The following is a 12,336-nucleotide window of genomic DNA, read 5'->3' on the forward strand; positions in this document are numbered from 1 at the left end:
GTAGGTTGACAGCATGAGTCGTGTCAACCCTGGTTGACGCCCGTCGTGGCCTACCATCCCCGGCCCGCGGCGGTGCTACGGTCCGCTGGTGTTCCGCCGCCGTCCGCTGGACCGGCCGGTCGAGCCCGCGCGCCGGCTCACCGCCGGCCGCCTCACCCTGGAGATCGCCGGGGGCAGCGTGGTCGGGCACCGCTACCCGGAGAACTACGACGTGCTGCACGTCGACCCGGAGCTGCCGCTGGCGGTGGTCTGCGACGGCATGGGCGACGGCGAGGGCAGCCGGATCGCCGGCACGACCGCGGCCGAGACGTTCGTGGCGCAGGTCCGCGCCGGCTGGCCCGCCGTCGGCCCCGCCGGGCTGCGGGCCGCCGTCGCCGAGACCCAACGGCGGGTACGCCAGGCCGGGGCGGCGCAGTCCGGCCTGACCGGATGCACACTCACCGCGCTCGTGGTCCAGCCCGACGGCGAACAGGGCTGGCTGGTCCAGCTCGGCGACTCGCGGGCGTACCGGCTGCGCGACGGGCTGCTGGAGCTGGTGACCGTCGACCACACCATGGCCTGGCTCGGCCTGCTGCACGGCTGGTGGCCGCCGGACTCGCCGGAGGCGGCCCGGGCCCGCTACCAGCTGCTGCGCTACGTCGGGCACCCGGACCGGCCCGAGCCGGACCTGCTCGCCGTGCCGCTGCGCCGGGGCGACACCTGGCTGCTGTGCACCGACGGGATCAGCGACCAGCTCGGCTACCACCGGCTGCGCGACCTGCTCGCCACCCGGCGCGACCCGGCGCGGACCACCGAGGCCCTGCTCGCCGCCAGCCTCGACGAGGGCGGCGAGGACAACGCCACAGCCGTCGTCCTGCGCGTCCATCCCACCCTGCCCTCCCCGCGCTGAGCGCCAGTTCCGCCGACCCGGTCCGGCGCACCCGGTCCCGCGACTACGGTGAGTGAAAAGCGGGGTCGGGGAGGTGAGCCGGGGTGGCCGCACCGAGCCACGGTTCGGTGGTGGTCGGCGTGGGCCGGTCGGCGGAGGATCTGGCGGTGGTCCGCACCGCTGCCGCCGAGGCCGCCGCCCACCACCTGCCGCTGCACCTGCTGCACGCGTTCAACTGGGCCGCGACGCCCGGGCCCGCCCCGGCGGGCGGCAGCCGCATGGACGCGGAGAACCTGCTGGAGACCGCCGGCCAGGCGGTCGCCGAGTGCGCGCCGGAGGTGCCGGTCAGCGGTGAGATCGTCGAGGGCTCACCGGTCGAGGCACTGCTGCGGGCCGCCGACACCGCGTTCCTGGTCGCGCTCGGTGACGGCGGCATGTCGACCCGGCCCAAAGGCGTACCGACCGACACGCCGGCCGTCGAGGTGGCCGCCCGGGCCGGTTGCCCGGTGCTGATCGGCCGCGTCGAGCCGGCCCCGCCCGGACCGTTGATCGTCGGCTTCGACGGGTCGTCCAGTTCCCGCGCCGCTCTCGGGTACGCCTTCGACTGCGCCGAGAGCCGCGGCGCCCGCCTGCTCGCCGTCCGGGTGATCGAGCCCGAGTGCGGCGACGGCGACGACGGGCTGCTGGAGCAGGCGGTGAACCGGCACGCCGCCCGGCATCCCCGGGTCACCGCCGACTGCCTCACCGTCCACGGTGAGCCGAAGTCCGTCCTGCTCGACCGGTCCCGCGCGGCGCAGCTCGCGGTGGTCGCCGCGCGCGGCGACGGGCCGGTGACGTCCACTCTGGGCGCGGTCAGCCAGTCCCTGCTCTACCATTCGCCGGCCCCGCTGATCGTCGTACGAGGGCTCAGGCCGGGCGACGGGGACGGATCGTGACGCCCGCGCGAGGCGGGACCTACGGCCCTGACCGGCGACCCCGGGCAGGGGCGAAGCTGGACGCGCCGGGGAAGAGAATGTGGTCCCCGAGTGGCGGCCGACCCCGAGCCACGAGAGGCTGAGACAGCATGGACACCGCGGTGAACCTGCACAGCCCCCTGACCGAGGAAGAGTTGCGTCGGCTGGACGCCTACTGGCGCGCGGCGAACTACCTGACCGTCGGCCAGATCTATCTGCTCGACAATCCGCTGCTGCGCGAACCGCTCAGACCCGAGCACGTCAAGCCGCGCCTGCTGGGTCACTGGGGCACCAGCCCCGGGCTCAATCTGCTCTACACACACCTCAACCGGGTCATCGTCGACCGGGACCTGTCCGCCATCTTCGTCACCGGCCCCGGCCACGGCGGCCCGGCGCTGGTCGCCAACACCTGGCTGGAGGGCACCTACAGCGAGCTGTACCACCACATCCCCCGCGACGAGACCGGCATGCAGCGGCTGTTCCGCCAGTTCTCCTTCCCGGGCGGCATCCCGAGCCACGTGGCGCCGGAGGTGCCGGGTTCGATCCACGAGGGCGGCGAGCTGGGGTACGCGCTGAGCCACGCGTACGGCGCCGCGTTCGACAACCCGGACCTGCTGGTGGCCTGCGTGATCGGCGACGGCGAGGCGGAGACCGGCCCGCTGGCCGGGAGCTGGCTGTCGAACGTGTTCCTCAACCCGGCCCGCGACGGCGCGGTGCTGCCGATCCTGCACCTCAACGGCTACAAGATCGCCAACCCGACCGTGCTGGACCGGATCCCGGGCGAGGATCTGCGGGACATGATGCGCGGCTTCGGCTACCAGCCGTACGTGGTGGAGGGCGACGACCCGGCAACGGTGCACCAGTTGCTCGCCGCCACGCTGGACCGGGCGGTCGACGAGATCGGCGAAATCCAGCGCCGCGCCCGCTCCGGCGGACGCGTGGAACGTCCCCGCTGGCCGATGATCGTCCTGCGCACGCCGAAGGGCTGGACCGGCCCGTCCCGGGTCGACGGCAAGCAGGTCGAGGGCACGTTCCGCGCCCACCAGGTGCCGATCTCCGAGGTCCGGGACAACCCGGAGCACCTGGCCGAGCTGGAGCGCTGGCTGCGCAGCTACCGGCCGGAGGAGCTGTTCGACGCCACCGGCGGCCCGGTCGCCGAGGTGGCCGACCTGCCGCCGACCGGTGACCGCCGGATGAGCGCGAACCCGGTGGCCAACGGCGGCCGGCTGCTGCGCAACCTGGAGCTGCCCGACTTCCGCGACTACGCGGTCGACGTGCCGACGCCGGGCGAGCCGATGGCCGGCGCGACGGGTGTGCTCGGCCCCTGGGTCCGCGACGTGATCGCGCGTAACCCGGAGACGTTCCGCCTGTTCGGCCCGGACGAGGTCGCCTCGAACCGGCTCGGCGCGGCGTTCGAGGTGACCGACCGCGCGTTCGTCGGCTCCGAGGTGCCCGGTGACGACCACCTCTCCCCCGACGGCCGGGTGATGGAGGTGCTCTCCGAGCACCTGTGCCAGGGCTGGCTGGAGGGCTACCTGCTGACCGGCCGGCACGGCATCTTCACCAGCTACGAGGCGTTCATCCACATCGTCGACTCGATGGTCAACCAGCACGCCAAGTGGCTCAAGGTGACCCGGCACATCCCGTGGCGGGAGCCGGTGGCCTCGCTGAACTACCTGCTGTCCAGCCACGTGTGGCGGCAGGACCACAACGGCTTCTCGCACCAGGACCCGGGCTTCATCGACCACGTGATGAACAAGAAGGCCGAAGTGGTCCGCGTCTACCTGCCACCGGACGGCAACACGCTGCTGTCCACCATGGATCACTGCCTGCGCAGCCGGCAGTACATCAACGTGGTGGTGGCCGGCAAGCAGCCCGCGCCGAACTGGCTGACCATGGACGAGGCGGTCCAGCACTGCCGCCGCGGCCTGGGCATCTGGGACTGGGCCAGCAGCGACGACGGCGCCGAGCCGGACGTGGTGCTCGCCTGCGCCGGCGACGTGCCGACGCTGGAGACGCTCGCCGCGGCCGACCTGCTGCGCCGGCACCTGCCGAACCTGAAGGTGCGGGTCGTCAACGTGGTCGACCTGATGCGCCTGCAGCCGCCGTCGGAGCACCCGCACGGCCTGCCGGACAGCGAGTTCGACACCATCTTCACCCGCGACAAGCCGGTCATCTTCGCCTACCACGGCTACCCGTGGCTGATCCACCGGCTCACCTACCGACGCACCAACCACGAGAACCTGCACGTCCGCGGCTACAAGGAGGAGGGCACCACCACGACGCCGTTCGACATGGTGATGCTCAACGACCTGGACCGTTTCCACCTGGTCATCGACGTGATCGACCGGGTGCCGGGGCTGCGGTCGCGGGCCGCGCACCTGCGTCAGGACATGGTGGACGCCCGCCAGTCCTGCCGCGACTACACCCGGCGCTACGGCGAGGACGACCCCCGGGTCGCCGAGTGGCGCTGGATCAGGGAGAACGACCCCGCGGTGAGGAGTGGCGAATGAGCGACGAGATCCTGGTCGGCTACGACGGCTCCGCTGACGCGGCTGTCGCCCTGAACTGGGCGCTGGACGAGGCGGGCCGCTCGGGCTGGCCGGTGCGGCTGGCGTACGTGTTCGAGTGGCTGACGGTGACCGGCTGGATCGGTCCCGGGGTGGCCCCGGGGGTGTGGCCGGACGAGACCGCCCGCCGGCAGGTCGAGGAACTGGTCCGCAGGGCGGCGGCGGACGCCGCCGCCGAGCGGCCCGGCCTCACCGTGCACGGCGAGGTGTTCGACGGCCCGCCCGCGCTGGTGCTGCAGGAGCGTTCCGCCGAGGCCGGGATGCTGGTGCTCGGCAGCCGGGGCCACGGCGGCTTCGGCGGGCTGCTCGCCGGCTCCACGGCGGTCTCTGTCACCGCGCACGCCCACTGCCCGGTGGTGGTGGTCCGCGACGGTCAGCCCGCCACGTCCGGGCCGGTGGTGGTCGGCTCGGACGGCTCGGAGACGGCGCTGCGGGCGCTCGGCTTCGCGGTCGAGCGGGCCGCCCAGCGGGACGTGCCGCTGCGGGTGCTGCGGGTCTGGGAGCCGCCCGGCGACAGGTGGGTGCCGCCGGGCTTCGACCCGGAGGAGACCGCCGCCGCCGAGCGGGCCGCCGCCGAGGCGGAGCTGGCCACCTGGCGGGAGAGCTTCCCCGACGTGCCGGTGCAGGTCGAGGCCGTCCCCGGCAGCCCGTCGGCGTTGCTGGTGGAGGCGAGCCGGTCGGCGCAACTCGTGGTGGTCGGCAGCCGGGGCCGGGGCGGGTTGCGCGGCATGCTGCTCGGCTCGGTCAGCCAGCAGCTCATCCAACACTCGCACTGCCCGGTAGCCGTGGTACGCGAGCGCTGACCGCCCTCAGCGGCCGGACGCGGTGGAGCCCTCCTCCGGGTTGAGCGAGAAGTAGTCCTCCTCCTCCTGCGCCAGGTGCAGGCGCAGCACCGCGTCCAGGCCGTAGAGCGCGGCGAGCAGGTCGGGCACCTCGTCGTGGCGCAGCCGCCCGTCCGGCTGCGCCGTGAGGTGCCCGCCGATCCGCTCCACCAGCCGCACGATCTCCACGTGCGCCCGGCTCATCGTGGAGGTCGCCTCGTCGCTGCCGAGCGGCCCGGCCAGCGCCGGGTAGAGCTGCCGGTCCTCGGCCGCCTCGTGCGGCAGCACCTCGTCGACCAGGCGACGGTGCACCTCCCGCAGCGCCGGCAGGCACGCCGGGTCGTCCGGGCGGGTCGCCACCATGTCGGCGGTGTCCCGCAGCCCGGCGAGCACGTCGCGTACGCCGCCGTGCTCGCCGGCGTACCTGTCGATCAGCTCGACGGTGTGCGGGGGCAGGTCCCGCCGCCGCAGGCCGCCGCCGAGCGCGCGCAACGCGTTGAGGATCACCAGGACGTCGATGCCCTCCTGAAGGAACGCGCCGGCCACCGGGGGCAGCCGGCCGGCCGCCGCCACCAGCATCGCCAGCACCGCCAGGCCCATCCCGACGGTGGCGCTCTGCACCGCGATGCGGCGGGCGTACCGGGCGATCTCGACGGCGTCCGCGAGCCGGTCCAGGCGGTCCACGGTGAGCACCGCGTCGGCCACGTCGGCCGACGCGGTCGCCCCGGTCGCGCCCATCGCCACCCCGACGTGCGCCTCGGCCAGCGCGGGGGCGTCGTTCACGCCGTCGCCGACCATCACCGTCACCGCGTGCGCCGACTCCTGGCGTACCCGCTCGGCCTTCTCCTGCGGTGAGCAGCGCGCGATCACGTCGTCCACGCCCACGATCTGCGCCACCTGCCGGGCCGTGCCCGGACGGTCGCCGGTGACCATGACCAGCCGGGAAAGGCCCGCCTCGCGCAGCCGCCGCACGGTCCGCCGGGCGTCCGGGCGCACCGGGTCCTCCAGCAGGATCGCGCCCAGCGGCCCGTGGTCGTCGCTGACCCAGACCGCGGAGCGCCCGGCCCGTTCGGCGCGCTCACCGAGCCGGCCCGCCCACTCCGGCGGCTCGCCCGCGAGCTGCCCGACGTGCAGCGTCCGCCCGTCGACGCGCCCGCTCACCCCGTGCCCCGGCTCCTCGGTGACGTCGGTCGGTTCGGCCAGCGGCAGCCCGCGTTCGCGGGCCTGCCGGACCAGCGCGGCGGCCAGCACGTGCGGGGAGAGCTGCTCGACCGACGCGGCCAGCCGCAGCACCTCGTCCCGGTCGCCGCCCGGTGCCGTCACCACCTCGGCCGCGTGGGGCCGGCCCGCGGTGAGCGTCCCCGTCTTGTCCAGCAGCAGCGTACGGGCGCGGCCGAGCTGCTCCAGCGAGCCGCCGTCACGGACCAGCACGCCGCGGCGGGCCACCCGGGACAGGCCGGAGACCACGGCGATCGGGGTGGCCAGCAGCAGCGGGCACGGGGTGGCCACCACGAGCACCGCCACCGCCCGGGTGAACTCGCCGGACAGCAGCCACGCCAGCCCCGCCAGCACCAGCGTGAACGGCACGAACGCGGCGGCGTACCGGTCGGCGAGCCGTACCATCGGCGCCTTGCGGGCGGTGGCCTCGCCGGCCAGGCGGACGATGCCCGCGTAGGTGCTCTCCGCCGCGTTGCGGCGGGCCCGCAGCCCGAACCCGGCGCCCGCGTTGACCACGCCGCTGGCGACCTGCTCCCCCGCCGCGCGGGTGACCAGTTGCGACTCGCCTGTGACCACCGACTCGTCGAGCGTGGCCGCCTCCTCGACCACGCCGTCGACAGGCACCACGTCGCCCGGCCCGACCAGGAGCCGGTCCCCGACCGCGACGCGGTCCAGCGGCACCACCTCGATCCCGCCGTCCGGGGTGCGCCGGCGGGCCTGCCGGGGCGCGCGTTCCAGCAGCGCCCGCAGGTCGCGGGTGGCGCGGCGCTGGGCGTACTCCTCCAGCGCCCGCCCGGTGGCGACCATCACGGCGATGACGGCGCCGGCCAGGTACTCCCGCACCAGCAGCGCGCCGAGCAGCGCCAGCACCGCGATGACGTCCACCCCGAACTGCCGCAGCCAGAGCTGGCGCAGCGTGGTCCACGCGGCCGGGACCAGCGCGACCAGTGTGACCGCCGCCCAGACCAGCCGGGCGGCGTCGTGCGCGCCGGCGAACCACAGCGCCGCCCCGGCCAGCACGGCCACCGTGAGCAGCACCAACGGCGCCCACTCGGTCCACGCCCACCGCCGGGCGCGGGCCGGCTGCTCGGGTACGCACTCGCGTGGCTCGCTTCCCACGTGTGGATCGTCTCAGTCCCGGCGTGGGGCGGGCAGTGCGACACGGGTAATCCGGCCCTGCGGGGTGGCCGGGCATGCCCGAGGATGGAGCGGCATCCCCCACCCGGGCGTCCCGGGCGTGGGGCACGATGGGGAAAACAGGAAAGGTCGTGACGATGAGCCACGAGACGCCGGCCGGCGATCGCCCGTTGACCACCGCGCTCGCGGAGGCCGCCGGAATGGCCGGCCACGCCCCCTCGGTGCACAACACACAGCCGTGGCACTGGACGGTTCTGCCCGACGCGCTGGAGCTGCGGGTGGTACGCGAGCGGCACCTCAGCGCCATGGACCCGGAGGGTCACCTGCTGGTGGTGAGCTGCGGCGCGGCGCTGCACCACGCCCGGGTGGCGCTGGCCGCCGAGGGCTGGACCCCGGTGGTGGAGCGGCTGCCCGACCCGAAGGAGCCCGACCTGCTGGCCCGGATCACCAGCCTGAAGCACACCGGCGCCGACCCCGACGCCATGCGTGTCGTGCAGTGCATGCAGGTGCGGCACACCGACCGGCGGCCGGTCAGCGACGAGCAGATCCCGACCGCCGCGCTCGGCGACATCGACCGCGCCGCCACGCTCGAGGGCGTGAACCTGCAACTGCTCGACGACACCCAGAAGATCCAGCTCGCCAGCGCCGCCCAGCAGGCCGCCGCCGTCGAGGCGGACAGCCCGGAGCTGCGCGAGGAACTGGCGTACTGGACCAGCCGGGCCGGCACCGGCACCGGGCTGCCCCCGGAGGTGCTGCCCGATCAGGCCCCGCAGACGACCGTTCCGGCCCGCGACTTCGGCCGCGCCGGGTCGCTGCCGATCGGGCCCGGCCACGACAAGACCGCCGTGTACGGGATCCTCTGGGGCGCCGACGACGAGCTGATGAGCTGGCTGCGCGCCGGTGAGGCGCTCTCCGCCGCCTGGCTCACCGCCACCCGGCACGGGGTGTCGCTGGTGCCGCTGTCCGGCGTGGTGGAGGTCGAGAGCACCCGCGAGGTGCTGCGGCAGATGCTCGCCGGCCTCGGGTTCCCGTACATCAGCATGCGGCTCGGCGTGGCCGACCCGACGCACGCCGGACCCCCGCACACCCCCCGGCTGGACGTCACGCAGACCGTCGACACCTCGGCGGTCCGCGACCGGCTCACCTGACCGGTCTCGATCAGGGCGGTCGCCGGGCGATACCATCGCCCGGTGGCCGCCGCACCCCAGCCCCAGCATGAGCACCTCGCGCCGTCGCTCGGGCTGACCCCGCTGTCCCGCGTCCGCCTGGACGAGCTGCTCCAGGAGATGCTCGACCGCGTCGGCGAGGTGGTGACCAGCCGCGAGCGGCTACGGGCGCTGCTGGACGCCGTCGTCGGCATCGGCTCCGACCTCGACCTGCGCAGCACGCTGCAGCGGATCGTGCAGTCGGCGTGCGAGCTGGCCGGCGCCCGCTACGGCGCGCTGGGCGTGATCGGCCCCGACCGGATGCTGCACGACTTCATCGTCCACGGCATCAGCCCGGAGCTGCACGCGAAGATCGGCGAGCTGCCGCACGGCCGCGGCGTGCTGGGTCTGCTCATCGACGAGCCGAAGCCGGTACGCATGCCGGACATCACCAAGCACCCCAACTCGTACGGCTTCCCGCCGCACCACCCGCCGATGCACAGCTTCCTCGGCGTGCCGGTACGCATCCGCGACCACGTCTGGGGCAACCTCTACCTGGCCGAGAAGCAGGGCGCCGCCGAGTTCACCGAGGACGACGAGGAGATCGTGGTGGCGCTGGCCGCCGCGGCCGGCGTGGCGATCGAGAACGCCCGCCTCTACGCGCTGGCGCACCGGCGGGAACGCTGGCTCGCCGCCGCCGCGGAGATCACCTCCGTGCTGCTCGGCGAGGTGCGCCGCACCGACGCGCTGACCCTCGTGGCCCGCCGCGCCCGCGAGGTCGCCGAAGCCGAGCTGGCCCTGGTGCTGCTCTACGACGAGGACGAGGCACAGTTCACGGTCGAGGTGGTCGACGGCGCCGACCCGGTCACCCGGGAACTGGTCGGCGTGGTGCTGCCGGCCGCCGAGACCAGTTTCGCCGCATCAGTCACGTCGGGCCGGCACGACCAGGTGGAGAACCTCGCCGCTGCGGCGCCCTGGCCCCGGCCCGTGGTCGCCGGGCCGGCCGTGGTCTCCCCGCTCGCCGCCGCCGACACGCTGCACGGCGTGCTGGTGATCGGCTACCGGCCCGACCACGGCCCCGCCGCCGACGACGACCTCGCGCTGCTGGCCAGCTTCGCCGGGCAGGCCGCACTGGCCATGGAACGGGCCCGCGGGCAGGAGGAGCGGGAACTGCTCGTCGTCCTGGAGGACCGCGAACGCATCGCCCGCGACCTGCACGACGTGGTGATCCAGCGGCTGTTCGCCACCGGCCTGCAACTGCAGAGCGGCGCGATGAACGCCCGCCCCGAGGCGGCCAAGCGGATCAACCAGGCCGTGGACGACCTGGACGCCACCATCCGCGACATCCGCCGCACCATCTTCGAGCTGCGTACCCCGATGAGCGCGGCGCTGCGCACCGAGATCCGCGAGGCCATCGAGGTGGCCGCCGAGTCGCTCGGCTACCGGCCCGACCTGGAACTGGTCGGCCCGATCGACAGCGCCGTGCCGGACGAGCTACGCGGCGAACTCACCGCCGTGCTGCGCGAGGCGCTGTCCAACGCGGTACGCCACGCGCAGGCCGACCGGGTCTGGGTACGCGTCCGCGTCGACTCCGGCCGGGTCGAGATCACCGTCACCGACGACGGGGTCGGGTGCGACCCGGAGGCGGCCCGCAGCGGGCTGGTCAACCTGCGGGAGCGGGCCGAGCGGCTGGGCGGCGAGTTCTCGCTGCGCCGGGCCGAGCCGCGCGGCACCGAGCTGCGCTGGAGCGTCCCGCTCGACTGAGGAGGCGTCAGGTGTTCTTGCCGAGCAGCCGGGTCGCCAGCACCGCCGCCTGGGTGCGCCGCTCCAGACCGAGCTTGGCCAGCACGCTGGAGACGTAGTTCTTCACCGTCTTCTCGGCCAGGAACATCTTCCCGGCGATCTCCCGGTTGGTGAGCCCCTCCGCCACGTACTCCAGGATCCGCCGCTCCTGCTCGGTGAGCGACTTCAACTCCCGGGGCTGCTCCACGCCGCTGCGGATGCGCTCCAGCACGCGGGTGGTGATCGCCGGGTCGAGCAGCGACTGCCCGGCCGCGACCCGGCGGACCGCGTCCACCAGGTCGGTGCCGCGGATCTGCTTGAGCACGTACCCGGCGGCGCCCGCCATGATCGCCGCGAACAGCGCCTCGTCGTCCTCGTACGAGGTGAGGATCAGCCCCTTGATCGAGGAGTCCACGGCGCGCACGTCCCGGCACACGTCGATGCCGTTGCCGTCGGGCAGCCGGGCGTCGAGGATCGCCACGTCGGGGCGTAGCGCGGGGATGCGGCGCGCCGCCTCCTGGGCCAGGCCGGACTCGCCGACCACCTCGATGTCGCCGCTGCTCTGCAGCAGGTCGGCAAGGCCACGACGGACGACCTCGTGGTCGTCGAGCAGGAACACCCGGATCATCAGTCCTTTCTACCCGCTTTCCCGCCCCGGTAGCACGGGTCGAAGGTCCCGTCCTGCACGCGCCGGCCGGGACCGACGGCCGGGCCCAGGTGGGGACCTCCGGCCCTGCTCACCGCGCTGCCCGCTGACGCACCGTAGTGGTGTACCGGACGGGGGAGCCGGCGCCGCACGAGAGGGAGCACCACCATGACGACCGAATACACCACCGCTGACCTGCGGGCCGCGGTCGCCGACGCGGTCCGGGCGCCGTCGCTGCACAACACCCAGCCGTGGCGGTTCCGGGTGGTCGACGGCGGCATCGAGGTGTCCGTCGACCCGCTGCGCGGCCTGCCCGCCACCGACCCGACCGGCTGGGGCGCGCGCATGGCCGCCGGCGCGGCGCTGTTCAACCTGCGGCTCGCGCTCGCCGTGGCGGGCACCCCGGCCACGGTGCGGCTGCGCCCGTACCCCTCCGACCCGGACGTCGTGGCCCGGCTCGTGCCGGACGTGCCACGCCGCCCCACCCCGACCGAGCAGAGCCTGTACGGGGCGATCAGCCGCCGGTTCAGCAACCGCGCGCCGTTCTGGCCGGACCCGGTGCCCGCCGAGGCCCGCTGGCGGCTCGGCGAGGCGGCCCGGGCCGAGCAGTGCTGGCTGGAGCTGGTGATCGGCACCAGCGCGGTGAACGCGGTCGCCGAGGTCGCCCGCAGCGCCCACCGGGTGCTGGAGCGCGACCCCGCGTACGTGGCCGAACGGATGGAGTGGATCCGCTCCGAGCCGGCCGCCGACGGTGTGCCCGCCGTAGCCGGCGGACCGCAGAGCGAGCCGCAGGACCTGCTGCCCCAGCGCGGCTTCGGCGGCCGCAACCGCGCGCCCGGCCGGGACTTCGAGCCGGAGCCGCTCGTCGCGGTGCTCGGCTCGGCCGGCAACACCTCCGCCGACCAGGTCCTCGCCGGGCAGGCGTTGCAGCGGGTGCTGCTCACCGCCACCGACGCCGGACTCAGCGCGTCGATGCTGTCCCAGCCGATCGAGGTGCCGGCCGCGCGGGAGGCGCTGCGGATGTCGCTGGGCCGGTTCGGCACTCCGCAGATGGTGATGCGGATCGGGTACGGCCAGCCGGGCCGCGCCACCCCGCGTCGCCCGGTCGAGGAGGTGCTCGACCTGCCGGTCGTGCCGGCCTGACCCGTACCCCTCCGCAGGTCAGGCCGGCCGCACGGCCCCGCGTACCGGCGGCG

At 74.6% G+C, this 12,336-nt stretch carries 9 protein-coding genes; 7 read left to right on the forward strand and 2 right to left on the reverse strand.

Annotated elements, in window-relative coordinates; genetic code table 11:
* The first annotated feature begins 88 nt into the window (after window positions 1-88).
* The 4 genes from AMK25_RS20865 to AMK25_RS20880 all read left to right on the forward strand — a co-directional run bounded on the left by AMK25_RS20865 (window position 89) and on the right by AMK25_RS20880 (window position 5,194).
* The gene (locus AMK25_RS20865; RefSeq protein ID WP_073830096.1) at window positions 89-889 is read left to right on the forward strand and encodes a PP2C family protein-serine/threonine phosphatase; all 801 of its coding nucleotides are present in this window, start codon (window positions 89-91) and stop codon (window positions 887-889) included.
* Window positions 890-972: 83 nt separating this feature from the next.
* Window positions 973-1,803, forward strand: coding sequence for a universal stress protein (locus AMK25_RS20870; RefSeq protein WP_073830097.1), 831 nt, complete (start codon window positions 973-975; stop codon window positions 1,801-1,803).
* 128 nt (window positions 1,804-1,931) lie between these two features.
* Window positions 1,932-4,334 (forward strand): phosphoketolase family protein, encoded by a 2,403-nt coding sequence (locus tag AMK25_RS20875; protein WP_073830098.1) that lies wholly within the window; start codon window positions 1,932-1,934, stop codon window positions 4,332-4,334.
* Window positions 4,331-5,194, forward strand: coding sequence for a universal stress protein (locus AMK25_RS20880; RefSeq protein ID WP_073830099.1), 864 nt, complete (start codon window positions 4,331-4,333; stop codon window positions 5,192-5,194). The genes AMK25_RS20875 and AMK25_RS20880 overlap by 4 nt, the downstream gene beginning before the upstream one ends.
* A gap of 6 nt (window positions 5,195-5,200) precedes the next feature.
* Here AMK25_RS20880 and AMK25_RS20885 read toward each other — a convergent pair whose 3' ends face one another.
* A complete protein-coding gene (locus AMK25_RS20885) occupies window positions 5,201-7,549 on the reverse strand; it encodes a heavy metal translocating P-type ATPase (RefSeq protein ID WP_073830100.1) in 2,349 nt (782 codons plus the stop codon).
* 155 nt (window positions 7,550-7,704) lie between these two features.
* Between AMK25_RS20885 and AMK25_RS20890 the strand changes: the two genes are divergently transcribed.
* Window positions 7,705-8,715, forward strand: coding sequence for an Acg family FMN-binding oxidoreductase (locus AMK25_RS20890; protein ID WP_073830473.1), 1,011 nt, complete (start codon window positions 7,705-7,707; stop codon window positions 8,713-8,715).
* Between the two features lie 93 nt (window positions 8,716-8,808).
* On the forward strand, window positions 8,809-10,476 hold the full coding sequence (locus tag AMK25_RS20895; protein WP_198937636.1) for a sensor histidine kinase: 1,668 nt from the start codon (window positions 8,809-8,811) through the stop codon (window positions 10,474-10,476).
* 7 nt (window positions 10,477-10,483) lie between these two features.
* On the opposite strand, the gene AMK25_RS20900 is transcribed toward AMK25_RS20895, so the two are convergent.
* Window positions 10,484-11,122: a response regulator gene (locus tag AMK25_RS20900; RefSeq protein ID WP_013284884.1), complete on the reverse strand. Its 639-nt coding sequence runs from the start codon at window positions 11,120-11,122 to the stop codon at window positions 10,484-10,486.
* A 186-nt stretch (window positions 11,123-11,308) separates the two neighbouring features.
* Here AMK25_RS20900 and AMK25_RS20905 point away from each other — a divergent pair, with 186 nt between their 5' ends.
* Window positions 11,309-12,283, forward strand: a complete 975-nt coding sequence (locus tag AMK25_RS20905) for an Acg family FMN-binding oxidoreductase (protein ID WP_073830102.1) — start codon at window positions 11,309-11,311, stop codon at window positions 12,281-12,283.
* The last annotated feature ends 53 nt before the right edge of the window (window positions 12,284-12,336 follow it).

It is taken from the genome of Micromonospora sp. TSRI0369, from assembly GCF_001905625.1.
Classification (GTDB): Bacteria; Actinomycetota; Actinomycetes; order Mycobacteriales; family Micromonosporaceae; genus Micromonospora; species Micromonospora echinospora_A.

Excerpts from the sequence above, each read along its gene's own strand:
- AMK25_RS20875 (WP_073830098.1), top strand. The coding sequence starts at position 1,932 with ATGGACACCGCGGTGAACCTGCACAGCCCCCTGACCGAGGAAGAGTTG.
- AMK25_RS20900 (WP_013284884.1), bottom strand. The coding sequence starts at position 11,122 with ATGATCCGGGTGTTCCTGCTCGACGACCACGAGGTCGTCCGTCGTGGC.
- AMK25_RS20905 (WP_073830102.1), top strand. The coding sequence starts at position 11,309 with ATGACGACCGAATACACCACCGCTGACCTGCGGGCCGCGGTCGCCGAC.
- AMK25_RS20880 (WP_073830099.1), top strand. The coding sequence starts at position 4,331 with ATGAGCGACGAGATCCTGGTCGGCTACGACGGCTCCGCTGACGCGGCT.
- AMK25_RS20890 (WP_073830473.1), top strand. The coding sequence starts at position 7,705 with ATGAGCCACGAGACGCCGGCCGGCGATCGCCCGTTGACCACCGCGCTC.